This is a genomic window from Rhizobium sp. P1_E1, assembly GCF_056406015.1.
In genome coordinates this window covers 75,303-100,405 of the sequence record NZ_JBFUAY010000003.1, presented here as the reverse complement: position 1 = coordinate 100,405, position 25,103 = coordinate 75,303, and the positions used below count along the sequence as shown (strand labels likewise).

28 protein-coding genes are annotated in these 25,103 nt (G+C 62.5%); 12 read left to right on the top strand and 16 right to left on the bottom strand.

Annotated elements, in window-relative coordinates; genetic code table 11:
* Positions 1-30 precede the first annotated feature (30 nt).
* The 6 genes from AC1D1Z_RS02845 to AC1D1Z_RS02820 all read left to right on the top strand — a co-directional run bounded on the left by AC1D1Z_RS02845 (position 31) and on the right by AC1D1Z_RS02820 (position 5,635).
* The gene (locus AC1D1Z_RS02845; protein WP_026230804.1) at positions 31-909 is read left to right on the top strand and encodes an ABC transporter substrate-binding protein; all 879 of its coding nucleotides are present in this window, start codon (positions 31-33) and stop codon (positions 907-909) included.
* Positions 910-1,090: 181 nt separating this feature from the next.
* Complete coding sequence (locus AC1D1Z_RS02840) at positions 1,091-1,843, top strand: amino acid ABC transporter ATP-binding protein (RefSeq protein ID WP_018242470.1); 753 nt, start codon at positions 1,091-1,093, stop codon at positions 1,841-1,843.
* 7 nt (positions 1,844-1,850) lie between these two features.
* Positions 1,851-2,510, top strand: a complete 660-nt coding sequence (locus tag AC1D1Z_RS02835) for an amino acid ABC transporter permease (RefSeq protein ID WP_018447236.1) — start codon at positions 1,851-1,853, stop codon at positions 2,508-2,510.
* Positions 2,507-3,169, top strand: coding sequence for an amino acid ABC transporter permease (locus AC1D1Z_RS02830; protein WP_130652600.1), 663 nt, complete (start codon positions 2,507-2,509; stop codon positions 3,167-3,169). The genes AC1D1Z_RS02835 and AC1D1Z_RS02830 overlap by 4 nt, the downstream gene beginning before the upstream one ends.
* A gap of 23 nt (positions 3,170-3,192) precedes the next feature.
* Positions 3,193-4,422: an Atu1372/SO_1960 family protein gene (locus AC1D1Z_RS02825; RefSeq protein WP_113541980.1), complete on the top strand. Its 1,230-nt coding sequence runs from the start codon at positions 3,193-3,195 to the stop codon at positions 4,420-4,422.
* Position 4,423: 1 nt separating this feature from the next.
* The gene (locus AC1D1Z_RS02820) at positions 4,424-5,635 is read left to right on the top strand and encodes an FAD-dependent oxidoreductase (protein ID WP_130652599.1); all 1,212 of its coding nucleotides are present in this window, start codon (positions 4,424-4,426) and stop codon (positions 5,633-5,635) included.
* 174 nt (positions 5,636-5,809) lie between these two features.
* On the opposite strand, the gene AC1D1Z_RS02815 is transcribed toward AC1D1Z_RS02820, so the two are convergent.
* Positions 5,810-6,580 carry a siderophore-interacting protein gene (locus AC1D1Z_RS02815; protein WP_028733143.1) on the bottom strand — a complete coding sequence of 257 codons (771 nt, stop codon included), beginning with the start codon at positions 6,578-6,580 and terminating at the stop codon, positions 5,810-5,812.
* 283 nt (positions 6,581-6,863) lie between these two features.
* On the opposite strand from AC1D1Z_RS02815, the gene AC1D1Z_RS02810 reads away from it, so the two are divergent.
* Together AC1D1Z_RS02810 and AC1D1Z_RS02805 are read left to right on the top strand one after the other, a co-directional pair.
* Positions 6,864-7,475, top strand: a complete 612-nt coding sequence (locus AC1D1Z_RS02810) for an O-methyltransferase (RefSeq protein ID WP_477849435.1) — start codon at positions 6,864-6,866, stop codon at positions 7,473-7,475.
* A 123-nt stretch (positions 7,476-7,598) separates the two neighbouring features.
* Entirely contained in the window at positions 7,599-7,994 is a 396-nt protein-coding gene (locus AC1D1Z_RS02805; RefSeq protein ID WP_477849433.1) for a hypothetical protein, read from the top strand.
* A gap of 6 nt (positions 7,995-8,000) precedes the next feature.
* Here the strand turns inward: AC1D1Z_RS02805 and AC1D1Z_RS02800 are convergent, their stop codons facing one another.
* A complete protein-coding gene (locus AC1D1Z_RS02800) occupies positions 8,001-8,687 on the bottom strand; it encodes a GntR family transcriptional regulator (RefSeq protein WP_115157390.1) in 687 nt (228 codons plus the stop codon).
* 367 nt (positions 8,688-9,054) lie between these two features.
* On the opposite strand from AC1D1Z_RS02800, the gene AC1D1Z_RS02795 reads away from it, so the two are divergent.
* Entirely contained in the window at positions 9,055-9,837 is a 783-nt protein-coding gene (locus AC1D1Z_RS02795) for an alpha/beta hydrolase (RefSeq protein WP_130652597.1), read from the top strand.
* A 66-nt stretch (positions 9,838-9,903) separates the two neighbouring features.
* Here AC1D1Z_RS02795 and AC1D1Z_RS02790 read toward each other — a convergent pair whose 3' ends face one another.
* Positions 9,904-11,421: an epoxide hydrolase family protein gene (locus AC1D1Z_RS02790; RefSeq protein ID WP_113541986.1), complete on the bottom strand. Its 1,518-nt coding sequence runs from the start codon at positions 11,419-11,421 to the stop codon at positions 9,904-9,906.
* A gap of 42 nt (positions 11,422-11,463) precedes the next feature.
* Entirely contained in the window at positions 11,464-12,135 is a 672-nt protein-coding gene (locus AC1D1Z_RS02785) for a TetR/AcrR family transcriptional regulator (protein WP_130652596.1), read from the bottom strand.
* A gap of 93 nt (positions 12,136-12,228) precedes the next feature.
* Between AC1D1Z_RS02785 and AC1D1Z_RS02780 the strand changes: the two genes are divergently transcribed.
* From AC1D1Z_RS02780 to AC1D1Z_RS02770, 3 genes are all read left to right on the top strand, one after another.
* The gene (locus AC1D1Z_RS02780; protein WP_028733138.1) at positions 12,229-12,867 is read left to right on the top strand and encodes an NAD(P)H-dependent oxidoreductase; all 639 of its coding nucleotides are present in this window, start codon (positions 12,229-12,231) and stop codon (positions 12,865-12,867) included.
* 62 nt (positions 12,868-12,929) lie between these two features.
* Positions 12,930-13,889 (top strand): acetylxylan esterase, encoded by a 960-nt coding sequence (locus tag AC1D1Z_RS02775; RefSeq protein WP_130652595.1) that lies wholly within the window; start codon positions 12,930-12,932, stop codon positions 13,887-13,889.
* A 159-nt stretch (positions 13,890-14,048) separates the two neighbouring features.
* A complete protein-coding gene (locus AC1D1Z_RS02770) occupies positions 14,049-14,717 on the top strand; it encodes an esterase family protein (RefSeq protein ID WP_130652594.1) in 669 nt (222 codons plus the stop codon).
* A 16-nt stretch (positions 14,718-14,733) separates the two neighbouring features.
* Here AC1D1Z_RS02770 and AC1D1Z_RS02765 read toward each other — a convergent pair whose 3' ends face one another.
* Genes AC1D1Z_RS02765 through AC1D1Z_RS02710 form a run of 12 tightly spaced genes read right to left on the bottom strand, consistent with a single transcriptional unit; the run spans position 14,734 to position 25,073 of the window.
* The gene (locus AC1D1Z_RS02765) at positions 14,734-15,726 is read right to left on the bottom strand and encodes a dihydroxyacetone kinase subunit DhaK (RefSeq protein WP_130652593.1); all 993 of its coding nucleotides are present in this window, start codon (positions 15,724-15,726) and stop codon (positions 14,734-14,736) included.
* A gap of 51 nt (positions 15,727-15,777) precedes the next feature.
* Complete coding sequence (locus AC1D1Z_RS02760; RefSeq protein ID WP_028733135.1) at positions 15,778-16,185, bottom strand: hypothetical protein; 408 nt, start codon at positions 16,183-16,185, stop codon at positions 15,778-15,780.
* Position 16,186: 1 nt separating this feature from the next.
* Positions 16,187-17,758: a putative PEP-binding protein gene (locus AC1D1Z_RS02755; RefSeq protein ID WP_130652592.1), complete on the bottom strand. Its 1,572-nt coding sequence runs from the start codon at positions 17,756-17,758 to the stop codon at positions 16,187-16,189.
* Positions 17,742-18,086 (bottom strand): HPr family phosphocarrier protein, encoded by a 345-nt coding sequence (locus AC1D1Z_RS02750; protein ID WP_026230806.1) that lies wholly within the window; start codon positions 18,084-18,086, stop codon positions 17,742-17,744. Before AC1D1Z_RS02750 ends, AC1D1Z_RS02755 begins: the two co-directional genes overlap by 17 nt.
* A complete protein-coding gene (dhaM, locus tag AC1D1Z_RS02745) occupies positions 18,086-18,484 on the bottom strand; it encodes a dihydroxyacetone kinase phosphoryl donor subunit DhaM (RefSeq protein WP_028733133.1) in 399 nt (132 codons plus the stop codon). The genes AC1D1Z_RS02750 and dhaM overlap by 1 nt, the downstream gene beginning before the upstream one ends.
* Positions 18,481-19,095, bottom strand: coding sequence for a dihydroxyacetone kinase subunit DhaL (gene dhaL / locus AC1D1Z_RS02740; RefSeq protein WP_130652590.1), 615 nt, complete (start codon positions 19,093-19,095; stop codon positions 18,481-18,483). Before dhaL ends, dhaM begins: the two co-directional genes overlap by 4 nt.
* Before the next feature lie 52 nt (positions 19,096-19,147).
* Positions 19,148-20,791, bottom strand: coding sequence for a dihydroxyacetone kinase subunit DhaK (locus tag AC1D1Z_RS02735; protein WP_130652589.1), 1,644 nt, complete (start codon positions 20,789-20,791; stop codon positions 19,148-19,150).
* Between the two features lie 53 nt (positions 20,792-20,844).
* A complete protein-coding gene (locus tag AC1D1Z_RS02730) occupies positions 20,845-21,852 on the bottom strand; it encodes an ABC transporter ATP-binding protein (protein WP_028733130.1) in 1,008 nt (335 codons plus the stop codon).
* Positions 21,845-22,942 (bottom strand): ABC transporter ATP-binding protein, encoded by a 1,098-nt coding sequence (locus AC1D1Z_RS02725; protein WP_018447246.1) that lies wholly within the window; start codon positions 22,940-22,942, stop codon positions 21,845-21,847. The genes AC1D1Z_RS02730 and AC1D1Z_RS02725 overlap by 8 nt, the downstream gene beginning before the upstream one ends.
* A 3-nt stretch (positions 22,943-22,945) precedes the next feature.
* Positions 22,946-23,158, bottom strand: a complete 213-nt coding sequence (locus AC1D1Z_RS02720) for a hypothetical protein (protein WP_018447247.1) — start codon at positions 23,156-23,158, stop codon at positions 22,946-22,948.
* A complete protein-coding gene (locus AC1D1Z_RS02715; RefSeq protein WP_130652588.1) occupies positions 23,155-24,108 on the bottom strand; it encodes a carbohydrate ABC transporter permease in 954 nt (317 codons plus the stop codon). The genes AC1D1Z_RS02720 and AC1D1Z_RS02715 overlap by 4 nt, the downstream gene beginning before the upstream one ends.
* The gene (locus tag AC1D1Z_RS02710; protein ID WP_112906592.1) at positions 24,105-25,073 is read right to left on the bottom strand and encodes a carbohydrate ABC transporter permease; all 969 of its coding nucleotides are present in this window, start codon (positions 25,071-25,073) and stop codon (positions 24,105-24,107) included. Before AC1D1Z_RS02710 ends, AC1D1Z_RS02715 begins: the two co-directional genes overlap by 4 nt.
* Positions 25,074-25,103 lie beyond the last annotated feature (30 nt).

Genomic DNA, 25,103 nt, shown 5'->3' with positions numbered 1-25,103 from the left:
GGGAACCAACAAATCAAGGATCACAGAACAATGGCACTTTCTCTTTCGAGAAGGATGGTGACGTGCGCTCTGCTGGCAGGCAGCTTCATGTCCCTTTCATCTATCGCCAATGCTTTCGAACTTGCCGAGCAGGGCAAGCTGACGGTTGCCTTCACCGGCGACATGCCCGGCTCCGGCTGGCAGGACGGGAAGCTGATAGGCTACGACGGTGAAATCATGCAGCGCATTGCCGACAAGCTCGGCCTCAAGATTGAGCCGGCGCTCATGGAATGGTCGGGTACGATCGCCTCCGTTCAGTCAGGCCGCGTCGACGCCATGCTCGGCACCATGGGCTGGACCGAAAAGCGTACGAAGATCATGAGTTTGTCCGAGCCGATCCACTACTTCAAAAATGGCATCATGCAATCGACGAAGACGAGTTGGGACAAGCTTTCCGATCTGGAAGGCAAGAAGATCGGCACGATCACCGGCTTTTCGTTCATTCCGGAATTGAAGAGCATCAAAGATCTTCAGCTCTCGCTCTACGACACGTCCGACGCGGCCGTGCGCGATCTTATTGCCGGGCGCATCGACGCTGTCATCGGCGATCCGCCGGTGGTCTCCTATGCCATCAAGCAGAACCCTGATTGGAATATGCACTTCCTTGCCTTCACCGATAACAGTCCGGATTTCCCGCTGCTGACCGGTCTCGGCCAGGTGGTCTTTGGCCTCAATCAGAAGAACGACGATTTGCGCCAGAAGATGGACGTCATCATCGCTGACATGTGGAAGACTTGCGAGATGAAGGAAATCGGCGCCCGCTACGGATTGTCGTCGGATGTCTGGTTCAAGCCGGTGGGCCAAAACTTCCGAGCCGGCGTCGATCGCCCGGCAGATTACAAGCTGCCGTCTTGCGCAGCTGGCGGCTGAACAGCCGTGCGGACGGAAGCTGCACGGCAGCTTTCGTCCACCCTCTTCGCCTACTGCATAATTCCTTAAATCAGAATCGATTTCAGGAGAAAATTATGCAGCAATTCAAGGTGCTACAGCGTCCTTGGCGCGTCTGAAAAGACGCGCGGCGCTGTAGATATAGTCGCATAAGGAAACGGCGATGAATGCGCTTCTCAGCGTTGCAGGCCTGCGCAAGAGCTATGGTCCTATCGAAGTTCTCAAAGGCATCGATTTCGATGTCGCGCCAGGTGAGAAGATTGCCCTGATCGGTCCGTCCGGCTCCGGGAAATCCACCTGTCTGCGCTGCATGAATTTTCTGGAAAAGCCCAGTGCCGGCGAGATCCGCCTCGATGGCGAGCGCATCGGTGCGCGCAACGGCCATGTCATGAGCGACCGGCAACTTGCACCGCAACGCGCCGAGATGGGCATGGTCTTCCAGCTCTTCAATCTCTGGCCGCATCTGTCGGTGACGGAAAACGTGGCGATCGCGGCGCGCAAGGTGCGCGGCCTGCCTGCTGCCGAGGCCCGCGAACTGGCGTTGGAGATGTTGGCCAAAGTCCATATGACGCACCGCGCCGACGCCTCACCGCTCGAACTGTCCGGTGGCCAGCAGCAACGTGTCGCGATCGCGCGGGCGCTTGCCCAGAAGCCAAAGCTCATGCTGTTTGACGAGCCGACATCCGCACTCGATCCCGAACTGGTCCAGGAAGTTCTGAAAGTGATGGAGGAGCTGGCGGCCGAAGGGCGCACGATGCTGATCGTCACGCACGAGATCGCGTTCGCGCGCGACATTGCCGATCGCGTCCTGTTTCTTGACGGCGGCACCATCGTCGAAGCCGGGCCGGCACGCCAGGTCATAACCGCTCCCCGCGAAGCGCGAACGCAAGCGTTTCTCAACAAGATCCGGCACTAGGCGCGTCATGACCGGATTTTCCATATTTTTCTCGGTCGTCCAGGGGCTCGTCGCCGGCCTCGGCATAACCGTTTTCGTCACGATCGCCTCGCTGGCGCTCGCAGCCGCCTTCGGGTTCCTTCTCGCCCTGCTCAGGCAATTTGCCGGGATCAAATTCATCGATCTGGTGATCGATGTCTGCTGCGAGATTCTCTGCAATGTGCCGGCCTTGACGCATCTGTTCATCCTCTACTTCGGGCTTGCCAGCATCGGCGTGAAATTGACGTCGATCACGGCGGCCGTCCTGGGCCTCGGGCTCATCGGAGCGGCGATCACCTGTGCAATCTTTCGCGCCGGTTTCGCCGCGCTGCCTGGCGGGCAGGCGGAGGCGGCGCTTGCCGCAGGGCTGACCCCGCTCCAGACCATCTTTGAGATCCTGACGCCGCAGGCCATGCGGATAGCGCTTCCAGGGCTCGGGAACTACGCGGTGCAGCTCCTCAAGGATACATCCGTCGTCTCGGCCATCGCGGCGCCGGAAATCATGTTCTTTGCCCGCTCAATGGTGACGTCGTCCTTCCAGACAACAATGATCTACGCGACGGCGGCGGCACTCTACCTGTTGCTGAGCTTGCCATTGATGCAGGTCACGCGGTTCCTCGAAAGACGTTATGGGAGATTGAAAGGATGAGCGCTTTCCTAGCGCCCTATGGCGATTATGGTGCCGAATGGCTGCCTCTCCTCCTGCGGGCGATGGTGAATACGGCCCTGCTTTCCGTTTGTGCCTTTGCCCTGGCATTCGTTTTTGGCTTGCTGCTTTCGCTCTGCCAGAAATCCAGTTTCGCGGCGCTAAGGTATTTTGCGGCCCTTTATGTGACGATCGTGCGTGGCGTGCCGCTGCTGGCGGTTTTGTTTCTGCTTTATTTCGGCTTGCCGGGTATCGGGATCGTCTTTGATGCTTTCGGCGCGGCGATTGCGGGCCTGGCGTTGTGTTTCGCGGCCCAGGTCGCAGAGCTTTTCCGCGCCGGCCTGAAGGCTATACCTGCCGGGCAGAGCGAGGCAGCGTTAGCCGCGGGCTTCACCCCGGCCCAGAGCTTCGTCCTGATCATCCTGCCGCAGGTCGCGCGTGTCATTCTGGCGCCCATGATCATCACCTTCGTCTCGCTGCTCAAGGATTCTTCGCTCGCTTCGCTGGTTACCGTCAACGAACTGGTCCTCACCGGGCGGTCAATGGCGACCGAGTATTTCCTGCCCTTGCAAATCTACATTGCCGTCGGCCTCTGCTATTTCGCGATAGCCTGGCCTTTCTCGGTCCTCTCGCGCCGGCTAGCCCTTCCGGCCACCCGCTAACTCGTCATCACAAGGCCAAGACCATGACCATTGAAACGACCGTTGCCACCGGCGACGCACGTCGGCATGCAACGCAATCGGATGAACCTCGTTGGCCGGTGATCCTCATGACGCCCGACCTCAGCGAAGCGCCTGATGCTCCGACCGAGAAGGAGTATGTGGTACGCGCCAACTATGCGGACGCCATAGCCGAGGCAGGGGGAATTCCGTTGATCCTGCCTTACAATACCCGGAACCTGGCACCGGCCTTGGCACTCGCCGATGGAATCCTCCTTACCGGTGCGCGGCCGGGGACGGAGGTGACAGGGGCGCGCAGGCAGTTCGAAATTCAGCTGGTCGAGCAAGCCTTGAAAACCGGCAAGCCGCTTCTCGGCATCTGCCATGGCATGCAACTGATCGGTGAATGCCTTGGAGGCAAATTTCAAACCGAGCTGCCGGCCGCCGCCGTATCCCACATCCCGCAAGATGTCCCCGACGTGCTGGCGCACGAGATCATCGTCGAGCAGGGCAGCGTGCTCGCCAACTGGGTCGGGAAGAGGTCGGCGCGCGTCAACAGCCTGCATCGGCATGCTTTGGCCGGCCACGGACGATTCCGTGTCGCTGCAAGGGCGCCGGACGGCATCATCGAGGCATTCGAAGGAGAAACAGACGGCTTTTGCCTGGGTATCCAATGGCACCCGGAATACCGGCTGACTGAACTCGATAGGAATGTCATGAGGGCCTTCGTCGACCGCAGCGCCGAAGCGGCAGCCCGCAAGGCACGCAATGCTTCGTCGGCTGGAAGCAATCGCGTGCGCGAACGGCTGGTACAGCTCGAGCTTGCTCTGCCGGAAGCATCCTCGCCACCGGGTGCATTTTCCGGAGCTGTGCGGACCGGCAATATCATCACCATTTCCGGTCAAGTGCCGTTGAAGGATGGCGTGGTGCTGCAGACGGGACACCTCGGAGCATCAGTCTCCATCGAAGAGGGGCGAGAATGTGCGCGTTGGGCGCTCCTCAATGCGCTTGCCCAGTTGGAGGGAGCTGCGGGGGGCTTCCACAAGATCCAGGGCTTCGTACGGCTGGCGGGCTATGTCGCGGCAGATGCTGCTTTCGAGCGCCACGGCGCGGTCGTCGATGGCGCTTCGGAACTGCTCCGAGAGCTTTTCCCGGATCGATGGACGCATGCCCGCATCGCGGTCGGCGTTGCATCCCTGCCACGTGGGGTTCCTGTTGAAGTCGAGCTGACGGCCATCGTCGGCGACGAGGCCTGAGATGGGGCGCGTTGCGGTGATCGGCGCCGGCGTGGTCGGCGTGTCGTCGGCCTATCTTCTCGCCCGGGCGGGGCATGATGTGACACTTGTCGATGCGGCGGGCGAGCCGGGCACGGGGGCGAGTGCCGGCAACGCCGCGCAGCTGTCCTGGGCCTATGGTGACGCTATGGCATCGCCAGCCCTGCTGAAGCATCTGCCAGCCATTGCGATGGGGCGCGATCCGGCCTTCCGCATCCACTGGCAACTCGACCGGGACTTTCTGCGTTGGGGGCTGAAATTTATTGCCAATACCCCGTTCAGGCGTTGGTGGAACAATACGCAGGACATCCTGCGCCTCGCCGAGCAATCCCGTTACGAACTCGCGATCCTGCTTAAGGAAACCGATGTCGAATTCGATTACCGTGTCGCCGGAAAGCTGCATCTCTACGCCGACCCGCAGAGTTTTGCTGCCGCCCATTCCAGTGTCGTGCGCAAGAATGCCCTTGGCTTCGAACAACGCCTGCTGAAGCGGGTGGAGGCGGAAAACATCGAACCGGCGCTTGCCGCGTATCAGGGAGAGATTGCCGGCGCCGTTTATACTCCGGATGATGCCCTCGGCGATGCGGCCGGATTTTGCCGCCAGCTGACCGCCTGGATGGTCGGGCGCGGGCAGGTGTCGACGCTTTTCGGCAGGAGGGTTTCGAGCTTTGTCCAAACGGGAGGCGTGCTGACAGGGTTGAGGTTCGAGGATCGCGACGAGCTTCACGTCGACGCCGCTATTGTCGCCGCAGGGCCGCAGATCCTTTCCCTCGTGTCCGATCTGCCCGAGGCCCGGGACATACGCTCCGTCAGAGGCTACTCGCTCACCATTCCAAGATCCAGCCTTGCACCAAGTATCAGCCTGACAGACGTCAAGCGAAAGCTTGCCTTTGTGGCAATCGGCGACCGTTTTCGTGTTGCCGGACTGGCAGACATCGAGCGTCCCGGAGCCGGTTTTGATGTCGGGCGTTTCGACACGCTCAAGCTGGCCGCGTCCGCAGTGCTGCCCGATCTTTTCGACCGATCGGACGAACTGACGAGATGGTCGGGCGAGAGGCCCATGACTCCGACCTCCAAGCCCATGATCGCCGCCTCCAGACGCATCAAAGGTCTCTACATCAATGCCGGCCACGGCATGTTGGGATGGACGCTCGCATTGGGTTCTGCCCGCCGCGTGGTCGATCTCCTTCGATAAGTCGGTGGTTGGCGCCCGGTGCTCACAGTTGCGGACGACCACCTGCCGCAGCGTTCCGGCAGATGCGGGGACTTGCTCAATTCATACCTCTTCATCCATCTGATCGCTCCGGATCATAAAATCCGGAGCGAAGTGAGTGAGAGCACGTCACCAATGGAATCTGTGGAATGACCCCTAGCCGAATTTCTCAGTCGTGTCGGCCTTGCCGAACACCCAATAGCCGGATGCCTTGATCCAGCCGAGCGGGCAACCTCGTTCCAGCAGATAGGCGCGGATATCGCGTGTTACCGAGGCTTCCGCCGCGACCCAGATGAAGGTTTCCGGTTGGATATCGACCGTGCTCAACAATTTCAGCAGCGCTGCGGCATCGGTTGCCTGCGAGAGAGGCCGATGCGCCCAGTGGATGTGCAGTTCGGCTGATGTCGCGAAGACCTGCTCTTCCAACGGGCCGGTGACGGCTGCGATTGTGGTGATGACGGTTCCGGCACTGCTCTCCTCGATCCGGCGGCCGATTGCCGGCAGGGCCGTTTCGTCGCCGATCAGCAGCCATCGTTTGACTGTCTTCGAAACCACGGCGGAGCCCCTTGGTCCGCCGATCTCGAGCCTGTCGCCGGGGCGCGCGTCGATCGCCCATTGGGTCACGGGGCCTGCCTCGTGCAAGGCGAAGTCGATGGTCAGTCTGCGTTCGGCATTGTCGTAGCGGCGCGGCGTGTAGTCACGGCGTTCTTCCCCGCCATCGGTGGCCGGTACGAAAATCTTGATGTGGTCATCGGGTGCAAGACTGGTGAAGTCGGCGAGATCGCCGCCGGTCAATTCGATGCGGCGCATGCCGGGGGTGATGTCGATGACGCTTTCGACCATCAGGGTGCGCCGTCGCGTGTCGTGGCGGATCCGCTCGATGACAGGGGCGGGTGAAGTCTGTTCTTTGAGTTGATTGTTATCCATGTGTCCTTCCGGGGCTTTGAAGCTCGATCCGCAGGACATAGTCGCGCAGATCGAAGCCGCAAAAGCCGTTCGATCATACGCGTTGAGTGACGTTAACGCTTACGTGGCCGGGTGACCCGACCATTGAGCGCATGATGTAACCGACGCCGGCGGCATGTGCAACGGCAAGGTGGCCAACAAGGGCGATGATTGCCAAAGTTTAACTTTCCGGAGGTGTTTCGGTCGGGCAATGATCATCTGCTCAACACGCAGGAATTTCGTGCAGGCGGTCATGGAGAAGACAATGGACACCGAAATCCAGGACGTGCTCGACATCTATCACGCGATGATCGAGACGGAGCACAACAGCCCGCGCGAACTGCCTCCGGGCGGCCGCGACGGAGGACAGGATCAGCGGCTACGCGCGGTGGGACCAGAGACTGGGCAGTTCATCAATATCCTCGCCAGGAGCCTCAAGGCGCCGACGATCCTCGAACTCGGCACCTCCTTCGGTTATTCCGGGATATGGTTGGCGGAAGCCGCGCGCGCTTCCGGCGGTCGGCTGATCACCATGGAAATGCACGACTACAAGTCTGCCTACGCACGCGACATGGCCGTCAGGGCAGGGCTTGCCGAGTATGTGGAATTCAAGGTCGGGGATGCCGTCCAGATGATCGGCGCGCTTTCCTCCGGCATCGATTTCGTGCTGGTGGATCTCTGGAAGGATCTCTACGTTCCCTGCCTCGAAGTCTTCTATCCCAAGCTCAATCCGGGCGCGATCATCGTCGCCGACAACATGCTGCGCCCGGGAGGCGATGATCTCAAACGCTATGGTGAGGCTGTCCGTGCCAAGCCAGGGATATCAAGCGTGCTGCTGCCGGTCGGCAGCGGGCTTGAGGTCAGTCGGTTCGATTGAGGCTGAGGTGAGATTAGCTGTCATTTTGTTTTTTGGTTGCAGCAAAAAAGAAGACACGTTTTAAGCTAATTTCCGACACGTTCCCGATCAAAGCTCTGCGTTATTGCGAGCTTTGGAGATGTGATGTCGGGCATTCTTGTCGCCACCCTTTTGGCAACGGTTTCTGCAAAGATTCCAGCCGGGTTTTCCAGCGGTGACGTTCTCTATTCTGATTGCAGCGAGTCCCGGCAGTTTGTCGTCGGGTATGTTGCCGGTTGGTTGGACAAATGGAATAGTGATGAGCAACTCGCTCGTCRCATTTTTACCGAAGCCGCTCCCAGACCCAGCAGGATGGTGAACTCGGCGCATTTTGCAATCGCCGTTGGTGTCAACGTATGTATCCCAGTCGGAACTACGGCGGAAGCGATCGGCAATACGCTATGCACGTTCCTGGAGGAGAATCCCGGCATACGCGGGGCCACCGGCGACGAGTTGATGACCACCATGGCTCATTATAAATACCACTGCCCGATTCCTTAGGGAGATTCACGCCGGCTTGTTGGCCTCGATGAAACGGCTGAGCGAGGTGGCGGCGTTGAGCATATGGGCGCGCATGCGCCGTGACGCCATCTCGCCGTCGCCTTCGGCGATCGCCTGCATGATGGCCTCGTGTTCGTCGCGGGAGCGGCTCAGCCTTTCGCCCTGGCGCAGTTGCGTGCGCCGGAAGGCGTTCAGGCGGTTGCGGATGGCGATCGCCTGTTCGGCGAGGAAGCCGTTATGGGTGGCGCAGTAGATGGTCTCGTGGAACTGACGGTTGAAGCTATCATAGGCGTTGACGTCGCCGCTTTCGACGATTGGCCGTGAGAGCTCGTGCAGTTCGATCAGGCGGCTGCGCTCCAGCGGCGTCATGCGGTAGGTCGCGAGCCTGACGCAGACGGCCTCGATCTCGGCCACCGTCTCGAACATCTCCATGATGCGCTCCGGCGTCATACGGGCGACGACGCCGCCGCGCCGGGCGCGAAGCTCGACGAGGCCGCCCGCCGCCAGCTGACGCAGCGCTTCGCGAACCGGCGTGCGGGAGGCGCCGAAACGATCGGCAAGCTGCTGTTCGTCCAACGCTGCACCCGCCGCCAGCGTGCCGGCGGCGATCTCGTCGGTCAGGGCGTTGCGAATGCGATCGGAGAGCAAGCCGCGATCATCGCCGTCATCCTCGGTTTCGAAACCATTCGCCATTCCGTCATCTCCGATCTGTTTCAGGCATCGGCCCCAAGCGCCCGTGTATGCAAATGCGATTGCGTGCCTCTTCTGTGTATGCACGTGTGGCATCACGAAGGTGTTACGTATTCAATAATTGACTTTCTGTCGAATGGGAATACATAAATCTCCAGCAAGCAGGCTTCTGCATACACGAAGCCGCTTCAAATACCGAGTTTGACGACGGGATCGCGCAACCCGACGAAGGCCAGTGCCTCGCGCCCGGCTAACGAACCGTTCCGACATGGCATTACAGACCAACCAATTTTGACTTGGCTTCCGTTCTTCGGTCCCGAGCCGACATGCTTTCGATCCTTCAATTCCTGGACGCACAAGGAACCAGATCATGATGATGAACAGACGGGCTTTCTCGGCCGCCCTTGTTGCCGGCGCTGCCGCTTCTCTGCTTGCCACACGCGGCATGGCCGCGACATCCGCTCCCATAAAGGCGCGCAACGTCGTGCTGGCGCACGGGCTGTTTGCCGACGGCTCGTGCTGGACCGAGGTGATCGCGCGCCTGCAGGCGGCTGGACTCAATGCCACGGCGGTGCAGAACCCGCTGACGACGCTGCCCGAGGCCGTCGCTGCCGTGAAGCGGGTGCTCGACCGACAAGACGGCCCGACGGTTCTCGTCGGGCATTCGTTTTCTGGCATGATGGTGACTGAGTCCGGCGTGCACCCCAATGTTTCGGCGCTCGTCTATGTCGCGGCGCGGGCGCCGGATGCAGGTGAGGATTATACCGCTCTCGCCAAAACCTTCCCGACGCCGCCGGCTTCGGCCGGCATCGTCTTCGACGGCGACGAGGGACGCCTCAGCGAGGAAGCCTTCCTGCGTGATTTCGCCGGTGACCTGCCGGAGGCGAAGGCGAAAGTGCTCTATGCCGTGCAGCAACCGTTCCAGAAGGCGCTGCTGACCGGCAAGACGACACAGGCCGCTTGGCGTTCGAAGCCGAGTTGGTATGCCGTCTCGACCGAGGACCGGACGATCAATCCCGATCTCGAACGCTTTATGGCCAAACGCATGGGAGCAAAGACGATTGAAATCCAGGCCAGCCATCTGTCGTTGATCTCCCACCCGGACGAGATCACAAAGCTGATCCTCACGGCGGCGGGGGAGAATAGGGACTGATGCCGAGGCCTGGAAGTGGCAGGGCCGCGGCAGCATCCCTGGAGCGGCGAGGGGCCGCCGCTCCTCTCATATCGGTCGGCGCAGCGGCCTGAACGCTGCTCGAAGCTCGGCGGAGAAGAGCTCCGGCTGCTCCCAGGCGGCGAAGTGGCCGCCCTTGTCGACCTTGTGGAAATAGATAAGGTTGCGATAGGCGCGACGGGCCCATGTCTCCGGGGCCTGATAGCTCTCCCCAGGAAAGACGGTGATGGCGACCGGAAGCGCGATCTTGGAGGTCTTCTCCCCGGCCGCAAGGACGGGACTGCGCCCGCCGCCATATTCCCAGTAGATCCGGGCCGAGGAAGCGGCGCTGTTGGTCAACCAGTAAAGCGTGATGTCGTCGAGCACCTCGTCGGGAGACTTTTCGGGATCGCTGCTGTCGTAGGTCCAGTGCGTGAAGCCTGGATGACCGAGCGTCCATGCCGCAAGGCCGGCCGGGGAGTCCGATATGGCGTAGCCGATCGTCTGCGGCCCCGTGCCCATCATCGTGGCATAGGACCTGTTCCCCATCTTGGCTGCGGCGCTGAGGGCATCGAACGCCGCGCGTTCCTCGGTGGAGAGTCGCTGCGGCGCCGGCCCGCCCGCGGCGAGCACCGCGGCAACTTCGGGCGGCACGACAGCCGGCAGGTTGATGTGGATGCCGAGCAGACCTTGTGGCGCGAGCCGTGCCATCGCGCCGGAGACCGGCGAGCCCCAGTCGCCGCCCTGGGCGACGTAGCTGTTGTAAGCGAGGCGCTTCATCAGTTCCGCCCAGGCCCGTGCGATGCGGTCCGGCCCCCAGCCGGTGCCGGTCGGCTTGCCGGAGAAGCCGTAGCCCGGCATCGACGGAATGACCACGTCGAATGCATCTTCGGCGCGTCCGCCATGAGCGGTCGGATCGGTGAGCGGGCCGATGATCTTGAGGTTCTCGAATACCGATCCCGGCCAGCCATGGGTGATGATGACGGGCAGGGCATTCGGATGTTTCGAGTGGACGTGAATGAAGTGGATGTCTAGGCCGTCGATCTCGGTGATGAATTGCGGCAGCGCGTTCAGCTTCGCTTCCGCCTTTCGCCAGTCGTAGCCGGTGCCCCAATAATCGACGAGCGGCTTGATCTTTTCGAGCTGTATGCCCTGCGACTGGTCGTCGACCGTCTCGCGTTCGGGCCAGCGTGTTGCCAGTACGCGCCGGCGAAGGTCGAGGAGGTCCGCCTCGGGAGTGTCGACGCGAAACGGGCGGATCGCATCTCCCGCGGCAGCCGATGCCTGATAGGACGGAAACAGGCTGGTCGCGCCCGCGGCGGCAATCCCGATCGCCGCGGTGGTCAGGAACCTGCGCCGGTCGCGGTTCAGGGATTCCGAGCTGGCACTTGTGAGCAGTTTGAAGAGCATGGTCATGGCATTGTCCTTTGAAGCAGACGCCTTGGGCAAGACTTCGATAAGTTCGGCCATCGTCAGAATAGCATGGGCGTAGGTCGGGCCGTTCAGCTTGTGCGCCGCACGCATCATTAGGTGCGAGAAGGCGGCCGTCGCGTCGCTCACCAGGGTCGCGAAATAACCGAGTTCCATGGCGAAGCGGGCGGTGGATTCGATACAGCTATTCCCGCCGGATCATCTCGATGCGAGGCCAGCCGTATTGCGCAGGTGATCGGGATGCGTGCCGCCGCCCATACTTCTCGCCACCATCGCGACGATGGTTTCGAACAGTTCGTTCTTTGCCTCGACGGCGGTGATGTCGCCCGACGCGGCGGCATAGGAGAGGGCTTCGGCGGCGCCGAGCATGGCCCAGAGGCCGGCTGCGGCGATCGTGCCGGCACCGGTAAAGGGCGAAAGCGCGATGCGGCATTTCTCGATGAAGGCCGCTTCGTATTCGCGCTTGATCCTTTCGAGTTCCGGCGAGCCGGCAAGTGCTGCGATCACACCGGGGATTTCGCGGCCCTGAAGCAGCACGCAGTCGACATAGGAGGTGGCGATGACTGTGGCCCGGTCGGCAAGCGACGGCTGGCTTGCCGCAAGGGCTGCGTCCATCACATCCGTCTGGCGGGCGTCGAATTCGCGGTAGAGCGCTGCGAGCAGGCCTGGGCGGGTTTCGAAATGATCATAGACCACGGGTTTCGTTACGCCCGCCCGCTCGGAAAGCCGGCCGAGGGTCAGCGCTTCCGTTCCCTCGTCACGGGCGATCTGCCAAGCGACGTCGAGCAACTGGCGATGCCGATCCTGACGCGACAGGCGGCGGCGCGGCTGCGGATCGGTCGGCTGACCTGTTGTTTCGGCGCTTGACATCGCTATATACCAAAAGTAACTTACTGAAAGTAGCTTACTAAAGGTATACAGGCTGCGTCCTCCATCCGCAATCATTCAGCAGGAGTTTTCGCCATGCACGCGCTCATCGTCGTCGCGCATCCCGATCCCCAGTCGCTCACCCACCGCGTCGCCGCCCATCTTGCCGAAGGTGTCACACTTTCCGATGCCGGCCATTCCGTCGAGTTTGCCGATCTCGCGGCCGAGGGCTTCGATCCCCGGTTCACCGCGGCAGATATTGCTCTGCATCTGAGGAAAGGGGTGCTGCCCGCCGACGTTGCCGCCGAGCAGGCAAGGGTCGACCGCGCCGATGCGCTGGTGCTCGTCTATCCCGTCTACTGGTGGTCGATGCCGGGGCTTATCAAGGGATGGATCGACCGGGTGTTCACCAATGGCTGGGCTTACGACGATCGCCCGGATACCGGGCTGGTGAAGTTGCTTGGCCGCCTGCCGGTGCATCTGGTCGGCCTCGGCGGCGCCGATGCCGGGACCTATGTGCGGCACGGCTATTTCGGCGCCATGAAGACGCAGATCGATCACGGGATCTTCGACTATTGCGGCGCCCGCGTCGTGACATCGGAGCTGTTGCTCGAAGCCGGACCGAACCATGCGGCCGCCCATCTGGAGACTGCGCGCGCCGTTGGCCGCAGGCTCTTCGACACATCCAGGCGATACGAGGCGACTGACCGCGTAAAGGTGCCCGAGTTCCGGTAAGGTTTATCGGCTGGCTAAGGCAGAGTCTTGCGCCGCCGGCCTTTTCACGAGACAAGCCTTGGATGAGTATTCCGACGACACATCCCTTCGACTTTGATCCGACCTACGGCATGCAGCTCGCAGACCTCCTTGCCGTCAAGCAGCCCGAGGCGCCTGAGGGTTTCGACGATTTCTGGGAGGCGCGTTATCTCAGGGCGCTGACGGTCGATCCGCAGCCGGTGCTGCGCCGGAGCAAGATCAGCCATCCCGACTGGCATGTGCTCGATCTCGTCTATATCTCGACCGGGTCATTCAGGATCGGCGGCTGGCTCATCCTGCCGCGTCAGGGGGAGGTGCGGCGCGGCCTCGTCGTCGGGCATGGTTATGGCGGGCGGGATCGGCCTGAATTCGATCTGCCGGTCAAGGAAACGGCAGTGCTTTTTCCCTGCTGCCGCGGGCTGTCGCTTAGCGCTCGTCCGCCGATCTCGCAGAATCCCTCCTGGCATGTGCTGCACGATATCGACAAGCCTAAATCCTATATCATCGGCGGCTGCGTCGAGGATATCTGGCTTGCCGTCTCGACGCTTGTTGCACTCTATCCCTGGCTTTCAGGGCATATCGGCTATAGCGGCATCAGCTTCGGCGGCGGTGTCGGGGCAATGGCGATCGCTTACGACCAGCGCATCGATCGCGGCCATCTGGCGCTGCCAAGTTTCGGGGATCAGCCGTTGCGGCTGATCTTGCCGACCGTCGGCAGCGCGCAATCGGTGCAGGAGTATCATAAGGAACACGCAGATGTGCTCGAGACGCTTCGGCTCTACGATGCGGCAACGGCCGCTTCGCGAATCAAGGTGCCGATGCTGGTTGCCGTTGCGCTGTTCGATCCTTCGGTGGCGCCACCCTGTCAGTTCGCTGTCGCGAATGCGCTACCGAAATTTAATGAAATCTTCATCCTGGATGCCGGGCATTTCGACTATCCTGGCGGCGCTGAGCAAGAGGCGGTTCTCCGCGACAAGTTGGGACAGTTTTTCAGGGTGCCATGAACCGCGAATATCTGCGCTGGTACAGTCAGCGGCTGCATCGAGACATGGAGATGCTGCTGCATAATTCCTTCAATCGGACTCGATTTAAGGACAAAATTATGCAGCCATTCAAAGTGCTACAGCGTCCTTTGCGCGTCTGAAAAGACGCGCGGCGCTGTAGTGTTCGGCCATGCCGGCGCCAAGGTGCTGGTCTTTCCGACGCGGGACGGGCGCTTCTTCGAGTATGAACAGCTCGGGCTGGTCGCGAGCCTCGCAGACAAGCTCGGGGCCGGCCATCTCCAGCTCTATTGCATCGAGGGCCTGGCGGCAGAAACCTTCTATGGCTTCCACCGTCACCCGGCCGAGCGCATCCGCCGGCATGGTGCGCTCGAGGATTACATCCTGAATGAGGTGCTGCCGCTGATGGCGGCGAAGAATTCGCATGAATGCACCATCGTGCATGGCTGCAGCCTCGGCGCCTTCCAGGCGGCAAGCCTGTTCTTTCGCCATCCGCATCTCTTCCGCAAGCTCGTCGCCTTTTCCGGCCGCTACGACCTGACGATGAAGGTGGAATCCTTCGGCGACCTGTTCGACGGCTATTACGACGACAGCGTCTATTTCCACACGCCGACGCATTTTCTGCCTGGGCTCGGCGGCGATTGGCGGCTCGACAGGCTGCGTGAGAGCGACATCATTCTCACCATTGGCGATGCTGACCCTTTCCTCGACAATAACCGCTATCTCAGCCGGTTGCTCGCGGACAAGAATGTCGGCCATCAGTTACATGTCTGGGATGGACGCGCCCACCGCGCCGGCGCCTGGCGGAAGATGGCGGCGCTTTATATCTGACACGCTTGGAACGCTGTCACGGCCAATGCAGCGCTGCGGTCGCCACCGGCGCGTCCCAGAGGGCGATTTCCTCGTCGGTCAGTAAGGCAAGGGTGACGGACAGTCCCTGCATGTCGAGCGAGGTGACGTAGGTTCCGACCAGTGAGCGCTCGATCGGGATGCCTCTTTCCTCGATGAAACGGCGGGCGCCGTTATAGGCGAGGTAGAGTTCGGCGGGCGGCGTGCCGCCGAGGCCGTTGACGAAGAGCAACGCCTTGGCGCCTGGCGCTGCCGCGATGTCGCCGGCGATGGTCTGGCAGAGATGGCCGATGATGGTGTCGGAGGCGGCGAAGGGCTGCCTGGCATGGCCGGGTTCGCCATGGATGCCGACGCCAATCTCCATTTCGTCGGGTCCGAGCGAAAATGTGGTGCGCTCGGTCTGCGGCACCGTCACGCCATTCAGCGCCACACCCATTGAGCGGATGCGCGTATTCAAACCTTCCCCAAGCTGCTTCAATGCGGAAAGTGTCATGCCGCGTTCGGCCGCAGCGCCGAGGATCTTTTCGACGACCAGCGTTCCGGCGACGCCGCGTCGGCCTCTGCCTTCGCCGATCTTCGATGTTTCGATATCGTCACTGACGACCACCATGTCGAGGCTGTGGCGATCTCCGGCCATTTCGATCGCCATTTCGAAATTCATCAGGTCGCCGTCGTAATTCTTGACCACCAGCAGGCAGCCGGCGCCGGTATCGGTCTCTTCGATCGCGGCGATGATCTGACTCGGCGTCGGCGAGGTGAAGATATGGCCGACGCAGGCGGCGTCCAGCATGCCGTGTCCGACGAAGCCGATATGCATCGGCTCATGGCCGGCGCCGCCGCCTGATATAAGCGCCACCTTGCCAGGGGTGAGATGGCGGCGGCGGATGCATCTGCGCTCAGGCCCGAACACCACGAAGGCCTCATGGGCGCGCACGAAGCCTTCGACGCTTTCGGCGACCATGGTTTCCGCAGTGTTCATGAACTTCTTCATCAAGCCTCTCCCAAGGCCAAAAGCGTTACGTTACGTCAACCAGCTTACTCGTCATTCCGCACCCGATATCGCGACGATTTTCTGCACCAGATCTGAGATCGCCTCTTCCAGCAGGCGGTTTTTCCTGTCGTCGCCGAAATCAGGCACCATCAGCGACAGGTGTCGCAATTTCTCGGAATGGCCGAGATCCGGCAACTTGCCGGGATGGGCGGCCTGATAGGCTTCGAGAAAGCGCTCCTGTTCGGCAGCGCTGAAATGGCAGACGCGGACGATCGTCGCGAGATGGCGCGCCGGCAGCGGCGTCGCATAGGTCGGGCTGGTGATCTGGGTGACGAAGCTGCGATGTTTTCCAAGCGCCGTCGCCAGTCGCTGGCGCGTGCCCGATGGCCTGTTGTCGATGATCTGCGCCAGAATGGACTTGTAGGTGATAATGGCGTCTTCGATGTCTTCGCGCGCCATCCTACTCTCCGGCTGCCCTTGTGCCATCGGCATTGAGGCCGATGATCGCCGATCTTATCGCGGGACGCCGGGCCGGCGCCACGGAAAAATGCCGGAGGCCGGCAGCGAGCAGCCTGGGCAGATAGCTGGGATCGCCGGCCATGTCGCCACAGATACTGACTGGCTTGCCGGCGGAAAGCTTCACCGCCTGGGCGAGCAGCCGGAGCACGGCGGGTGCAGCCTTGCCGGCATCGGCGTCCATATCGTCGCGGGCGGAGGCGGCGAGATATTGGGTTAGGTCGTTGGTTCCGAACGAGAAGAAAGCCGCCGACCCGAAGGCGTCGAGCATCAAGGCGGCTGATGGTACCTCCACCATCATGCCGATCGGTGGCATTCGGTGGGGCAGCGCACGGCGGCCCAGCTTTTCGGCTTCCTCGCGGAATAGCTCGCGCATCCTGTCGACCTCGTCGGGAAACGTCACCATCGGCAGCATCACCGACAGCCTGCCGAAGACAGCAGCGCGCAACAGGGCGCGGGCCTGGACGCGGGCGATTTCCGGCCGGGCAAGCAGCAGCCGGATGCCGCGCAGGCCCGAGGCGAGAGCCAGCAGGTCTTCCAGGCCGGCGAGCGGCTTGTCGCCGCCGATATCGAGCATTCTTATGATCACCGGCCTGTCGCCCGCCTGCTCCAGCACGCGGCGATAGATTGCCAGCTGTCGTTCCTCGTTGGCAGCATCGGCGACCGAGGCAACTGAAAATTCCGAGCGCATCAGGCCGACGCCCGCCGTTGCCGGATCGAGCGCATCGATCTCGGCGGGATCGTTGATATTGATGGAGAGCAGGATCGGCACGCCGTCCGCCGTGCGCAGCTCACTGCTGCCAGTTTGCGTGTCGCTGGCAGGTGCTTGTGCCGGTGCCGGGATCAGCATGCCGCCGGCCTTCAGGACGACCGCACCGGCGTCGCCATCCACGCGAACGGGATCTCCATCTGCTGCCGAAAAGCGACCCGTGCCGACCACCATCGGCACCGATTTCGCCCGGGCAAGCAGGGCGACATGGCCGGCGGTGCTGCCCGCAAACAACGCGATGCCGCCGCCTTTCGACCAGTCATGGGCGAGAAAGCGGCTCGGCTCCATATCCTTGCCAACGAAGACCGAGCCAGGCGGGAAATCGGCGATCGGGGTGCCGGCGAGCGCCCCGAGCACGCGGTTCTTGATGTCGAGAATATCGACGGCGCGTGCCCGCATCTGCTCCTCGTCGGCCGCTTCGAGTTCACCGATATAGGCGTCGAGGGTGGCGACCCAGGCGAAGACGACATTCTCGTCGGCCTCCATGCGCGCGCCCGTCGCTTCCGCGATCGTCGGATCGCGCAGCACCTCGATCTGGAAATCGATGATATCCCGGCTTTCGGCATCGGCTCCATCGGCGAGGTGCTCGAGTTCGCCGATCGAGATGTCGATCGCCTTCTCCAGCGCGCTGTATCCACCGACGGCTCGGGATGCAGGGGCAGCGTCCGGCCGCTCGGCCAGAAAGGCCGGGCCAGATGCGATGCCCGGGGATGCGCTCTTCGCTTTCAGTCTAAGCGGTTCGGCCATGTTTCTTTTCCTCATCGAAGTTGCGCTCGATGAGTTCCTTCAGCGCGCGGATCGCCTCTTCGGCGAGAATGCCGTCGGCGCGGATCCTGAGGATCGACCCTTTTCGGATTCTCGCACCCATGATCTTGATGATGCTCTTGCCGTTCAGCCAGACGTCGCTGCCGTTGACAGCGATCTCGATCGAACAGGGGAAGGACTTGGCAAGCCGCGTGAAGGTGACGGAGGGGCGGGCATGCAGCCCGACACCGTGCTTGACTTCCACCTCCGTCTGGCAATTCACGTGCAATGGGTCGGGCTCCTGTTTTTCACTACGCAATCCGCTCGTCATCAGGGGGACAGTTCCTCGGCTGTGGCGACGACCTTGGCCAGCGACGCGCCCCCCGACGCCTCGGCAGCGGCGATGACGGCGCCTTCAACCAAAGGCGCGTTGCAGATGGAGACGAGGGCCGCGCGCGGAAGGCCCAGCATTTCGATCGCCATCTCGCTGTTGGTCTCGGCGCCACCGAGATCGACGAAGACGGCGACGCCGGCATCGGACCATGCGGCCTCGATCGCTTTCAGGATGCCGCCGGCATCGGTGCCGAGGTCGCCGTGGACATTGCCACCCGACCAGGCGAGCGGCACGCAGTCGCCGACCATCTGCCGCACCATGTCGGCGATCCCCCTTGCCACCAGCGGCGAGTGGGAGACGATCACGATACCCACATTTGCGGTCTTTCCATTCATTGCGGACGGTGCTCCCCGAGATAGCGGCAGATCGCCGTGGTCAGCAGCGCGCAGCTCGACGCGCCGGGATCGACATGACCGATGGAGCGGTCGCCGAGATAGGCCGCGCGCCCGCGCATTGCCTTCATGTCAGCAGTGCGGTTGGCGGAACGCTCGGCCCTGCGGGCGATTGCGCCGAGTGGCGAGCGGCTGGCAAGTGCCGCATGCACGGGATAGAGCACGTCGAGCAGGGTTTTGTCGCCGGCATGCGCGCGACCGCGTCTGGCCACGGCATCGATCGCCTGTTTCAGCACCTGCGAAAAATCGGCCTTTTCATGACTTTTGCGAAGCTCGCGGCCGATCTCCATCAGCAGCGTGCCGTAGAGAGGCCCGGCGGCACCGCCGACAGTCATCACCAGCGTCAGGCCGATCTTTTCCATGGCGTCGGGAAAGGGCAGGCTGGACAGGTTTTCGCCTTCGGCGCTCACTGCCTCGCAGCCGCGCCGCATGTTGGTTCCGTGATCGCCATCGCCGATGGCGCGATCGAGCGCGCAGAGATGATCGCTGTTTGCCGCGATCGTCGCGCGGCACACCTCTATCAATCCTGCCACAAGCACCGGTTCCGCCTGCACTGCCGTCCTCCCTGTCGCCGCGCCTCCCGCGGGCTTCTGAATTTCACGCCGGTCAGGCGAGGCTTGCCGCCACGCCGAACGCGCCGGCAACCGCGACGGCGCCGGGATCGGCGACACCCGCCAGATCCCTTTCGCCGACATAGGAGGCGCGTCCGGCTTTCGCCTTCATCATCGACTTCGTCGACTCCGCACCGGCTGCCGCAGCTCTTGCCGCGGCAGCGACATCGCCGGATGCGAGCGCCTGCAGGGCAGGCGACAACGCATCGACCATCGTCCGGTCGCCGACTCCGGCTCCGCCATAGAACGTCATCCTGTCGAGCCCGGCAAGAAGGGCTGCTGATATATCGGCTTTGTCAGCCATCGCCTTTGCCGCGGCGGTGAAGAAGATCGACAGCAGCACGCCGCTCGATCCGCCCATGCTGGTGCCGAGGATCTCGCCGAGCGAGGCAAGCGTTGCCGCCGGCCGGTCGAGCGGCAGCGTGTCGAGGCGGGCAAGCACACTGCGGGCGCCTGAGGCCACCGTCGAGCCGGTATCGCCGTCGCCGACGCGCCCGTCCAGCCGGTTGAGTTCGCTTTCCTGCGAGATCAGATGATCGCAGAGCGCCGTGATGAGGCGCCGGTTGCGATCATTTTCTCCGGCCTTGCCGTTGGCGCCGTTCAATCCGGCTGATGTTCTCGGTGCGGCGACGATCCTGATCTCGTGGCGTTCGACGGCCGGCATCCAGGCGTGCGGCTCGACCGCTGCCGTCAGCGCCGCCTCGCGCTCGGCATCCAGCCAGATCAGCGACAGCGAGAAACCGTTCATGTTGAGCGCGGTCATCATCGGTGCCGGGCCGATGATCAGCCGGACGCGGCGGCCAAGCGGCGAGGACAGCACTGCATTGGCGATGACGGTCATTTCTAGCGGCGGCACGGCGCCGAGATTGTTGATGAGAAGGGCGTGGCTTCCCCCTTCACGCAGCGTTGGCGACAGGCGTGCCACCATGGTGGCGACGATATCGGTGACCGGCTGCAGCGCGATGCGCTCGACGCCAGGCTCGCCATGGATGCCGAGGCCGAGCTCGCCTTCGCCCGCGCCGAGACGGTCTTCATGCGCCTGGCCGGGCACGCTGCAGGTGGACAGCGACATGCCGAGCGAGACGATGTCGCCGGCTGCTGCCGCGGCATGGGCCGCGACCGTCTTCAGATCCTCGCCTCGTTCGGCGTGATGGCCAGCGATCTTGTGAACGAATAGCGTGCCAGCCACGCCGCGCGGCTGATTGATGCCGGGGATGGCGATATCGTCGGCGACGATGACCATCTCGACGTCGAAGCCCTCGGCGCGCGCCTTTTCGGCGGCAAGGCCGAAATTCAGCCGGTCGCCGGTATAGTTCTTGACGATCAGCAGGGCGCCCTTCGGGCCGGCGACGGCGCGGATCGCCGTCAGCACGGCATCGACGCTCGGCGAGGCGAAAATCTCGCCGGATACGGCCGCCGTCAGCATGCCCTTGCCGACGAAGCCGGCATGGGAGGGCTCATGGCCGGCGCCGCCGCCGGAGATGATCGCCACCTTCGACTTGTCCCAGTCCGCGCGCAGGATCACCTTGATGTCGGGAAAGCTGTCGAGGCGGGCCAGACGGCCATTGCTGCTCGTCAGAAGCAGACCGTCCAAGGCTTCGGTGACGATGTTTTCCCTGCGGTTGAAGAAGTGTTTCATCGATTGAGACCCGTCTGTTTGTTTTTCATGCCATCATCATGTCTGTTTGCCGGTCAGGAAAGGCGCTGTCCACCCGCGTCGAAATAAAGCGGATCGCGCAATGTCAGGCTGATCCGGTCGCCCGGCGCGATCGCCAGATATGGATCCGCAAGTGTGACGAGCTTGTGATTGCCTGCCCTGATGTGCAGATGGTTCTGGTCGCCGAGATGTTCGATCCAGTCGATTTCGGCATTGGCATTCTTGCCGACAATGATGTCGAGATGTTCGGTGCGCGCACCGATGGTCTTCGTGCCGGGCGGCGGCTGGCCGCCGGGCAAGAGGTCCGCAGGCAGTAGGTTGATGTGCGGCTGGCCGAGGCGGGCGGCGACATGCAGGTTGGCGGGATTGCCGTAGATCTCGCGCGGTGTTCCCACCTGCATCAGCCGTCCCTCGGCGACGATGCCGATCCGGTCGGCCATGGTCATGGCTTCCACCTGGTCATGGGTGACATAGAGCAGCGTCGAGCCGAGTTCCTTCTGGATGCGCTTCAGCTCCAGGCGCAGTTCGGCGCGCAGCTTGGCATCGAGCGAGGACAAAGGTTCATCCATCAGATAGATCGCCGGCCGGCGCACCAATGCCCGGCCGATCGCGACACGCTGCATCTCGCCGCCGGAAAGCCTGGTCGAGCGGTTCTCCAGCTTGTGGTCGATCCTGACCATGCGGGCGACCTCGCGGACGCGGCGGTCGATTTCCTCGGCGCTGAGTTTGCGGACCGGCGCCTTCAGCGGAAAAGCAAGGTTCTCGTAAACCGTCATGTGCGGATAGAGCGAATATTGCTGGAAGACGAAGGCGACGTCGCGTTCGGCGGGGGCTTCGGCGGCGACATTGCGGCCGCCGATTTCGATGCGGCCGCTATCTGGCTTTTCGAGGCCGGCGATCAGCCGCAGCGTCGTGGTTTTGCCGGCACCGGTCGGGCCGAGCAGCACGACGAACTCGCCGTCGCGGATCGAAAGATCGAGATCGGCCAGAGCCTGGGTGTCGCCGAAGCGCTTGGCGAGGTTCCTGAGGACGACATCAGCCATGCCGGGTCTCCTGATAGAGCGAGGACGGGACGGCACGGCCCGATGTGCAGTCGAAGAGCGCGAGTTTCGCCGGATTGAATTCCAGGCCGACCCTCTCGCCGATCTGGAAGCTGCGATTGGCGGGAACGCGGGCCTTGATCAGCCCGCCCGGGGTTTCCACAGCCACGACCTGGTTGGTGCCGAGATATTCGCTGCCATAGACGGCGCCGCGGAGTGCCGAGGCGTCGCTGAAGCGGATATGCTCCGGCCGCACACCGAGCGCCAGCTCGCTTTCGGCCATGTCCTGATGGATCTCGGGAACGGCGACATCGACGCCGTCGAGCAGGATGGAGCGGTCGCCGCTCTTCAGACCCGAGGTGAAACGCATGAAGTTCATCGGCGGCGAGCCGATGAAATCGGCGACATACATGGTTGCGGGCTTGGCATAGATCTCCTGCGGCGTGCCGAACTGCTCGATGACGCCATGGTTCATAACGGCGATCTTGTCGGCCATCGCCATTGCCTCGTGCTGGTCGTGGGTGACGTAGACGGTTGTCGCGTGGATGCGGTTGTGCAGTTCGCGCAATTCGTGGACCATGATCTCGCGGAACTCGGCGTCGAGCGTGCCGAGCGGCTCGTCCATCAGGAAGCATTTCGGGCGCCGGACGATGGCGCGGCCGAGCGCCACGCGCTGCCGGTCGCCGCCGGCAAGGCCGGAGACCGAGCGGTTGAGAATATGGTCGATCTGCAGCAGGCGGGCGGTCTCTTCCACGCGTTGACGGATTTCGGCCTTGGCCATGCCCTGCGACAGCAGCGGGAAGCCGATATTCCTACGCACGTTCATATGCGGGTAGAGCGCGAAGAGTTGGAAGACGAAGGCGATGTCGCGGGCGCTGGCGCGGTTGAAGGTGACGTCCTCGCCGTCGAGATAGATCTTGCCACTGCTTGGCAGCTCGAGGCCGGCGATCATGCGCAGCGTGGTGGTCTTGCCGCAGCCGGAAGGCCCGAGCAGCGCCAGGAACTCGCCGTCATGGACGGTGAAGCTGGAATCTTGAACGGCGACGAAACTGCCGAATTCTTTGCGGAGATTTTCGATCCGGATGTCCGCCATGGTTCACTCCGGGAATTTCGAAACGATGATGAACATGACGGTGCCTGCAAGCAGGGTCACCAGCGAATAGGTGTAGAGCACCAGCAGGAAGGGCTGGAACAGCATCAGGAAGCCCAACCCGATCAGCACGGTCGCGATGGTTTCCATCGGGCCGCGGCGCAGGAGGAACGGACGCTTTGGGCGGGCGGGCGCAGGTGTTTCGATCAGATGGCTCATTTGCGGACGGCTCCGAAGGTGATGCCGCGCAGCAGCTGCTTGCGCAGGAGAATGGTGAAGACGAGGATCGGGATCAGGAAGATCGTCGTGCCGGCGGCGACCGCCGGCCAGTCCTGCCCGCCTTCGCCGATGATCGTCGGGATGAAGGGCGGCGCGGTCTGGGCCTCGCCCGAGGTCAGAAGGGCGGCGAAGGCATATTCGTTCCAGGCGAAGATCAGGCAAAAGATCGCGGTGGCGGCAATGCCCGTCGTCGCCTGCGGCAGTACGACCTTGCGGAAGGCCTGCAGTCTCGTATAGCCGTCGATCATCGCCGCTTCCTCGTATTCGCGCGGGATTTCGTCGATGAAACCCTTGAGCAGCCAGACGGCGAGCGAGACGTTGACGGCGGTGTAGAGCAGGATCATGCCGAGCGCCGTGTCCGACAGGCCGAGCTCGCGGTACATCAGGTAGATCGGGATGGCGACGGCGATCGGCGGCATCATGCGTGTCGACAGAATGAAGAACAGCAGGTCGTCGGCGAGCGGCACCTTGAAGCGGGAGAAGCCATAGGCGGCGAGCGTGCCGAGAAAGACCGCAAGGAAGGTGGAGCCGAAGGCGATCACCAGCGAATTGACGAAGCGCGGCAGGAAGTTCGACGGGCCGGCGATCACCATGTTGCGCCTGCGCGTTACCTCGTCACAGGCGCCGACCGGCGCTGGCAGCGAGGCGATATATTCAGGCGTCTGCCTGGTGCGTGTGGTGAACAGGTTGCAATAGCCTTCGAGCGACGGCGTGAAGACGATCTTCGGGGGATAGCTGATCGAATCCGGCGGCGACTTGATGCTGGTCAGGAAGATCCAGACGAGCGGGATGAGGGTGATCAGCGCATAGATGACGACGATGGTGCAAGCGATGCGCTTGCTGGACAGGCTCGGTTCGACGACCGAATGGGCTGAGTTGGCGGCGCTCATCGTTGCTTCACCTTGTTCAGTGCCTTGACGTAGATGTTGGCGAGACCGAACACCGCGACGAAGAGGATGATGGCAAAGGCCGAGGCCCGGCCGGTCGCCCAGCTTTCGAAGGCGGCGCGTTTCAGCGTGATCGAGGCGACCTCAGTGACTGAGCCCGGCCCGCCGCCGGTGAGCAGCGTCACCATGTCGAACATCTTGAAATTCTCGATGCCGCGGAAGAGCACGGCGAGCATGATGAAGGGCAGGGCCATCGGCACGGTGATCGACCAGAACTGGCGCCACGGCGAAGCGCGATCGACCTCGGCAGCCTCATAGATATAGTCGGGGATGGAGCGCAGGCCGGCGAGGCAGATCAGCATCACATAGGGCGTCCACATCCAGGTATCGACGATGATAATCGCCCAGGGCGCCAGAGAGACATTACCGAGCATCTGGATATCCGATGTCGGGATGCCAGACACCATCGACACGGCATAGGCGAAGAGGCCGATCTGAGGCTCGTAGAGAAAGCGCCAGAAATTACCGACCACGGCAGGCGACAGCATCATCGGGATCAGGATGATCGTCGTCCAGAAGGCATGGCCGCGAAACTTGCGGTCGATCAGATAGGCGAGCGTGAAGCCGATCACCGTCTGCAGCACGATCGTCCAGAAAACGAAATGCGCGGTGGTCTGCATCGCCTGCCAGATATCGGGATCGTTGAGGACGCGCTGGTAATTTCCAAGGCCGACGCCCTGGACCGGCGCATTCGGCCGGTTGGCGCGGTAATTGGTGAAGGAGAGGTAGACCGCCCAAAGCAGCGGAAAGATGTTGATCGCCAGCAGCAAGGTGATAGCCGGCGCAATGAACAGCCAGGCGATCGCCCTGTCGGAGAGGCCGCGGACGCGCCGGGCGACCGAGACGGGCGTCGCCCTTGCTGTCGCATCGGCTGCTTTCTCGACGATCGAGGAAGGGGAAATAGTCAAGTTTTCACCCGGTCTTTTGGGATATGGGAA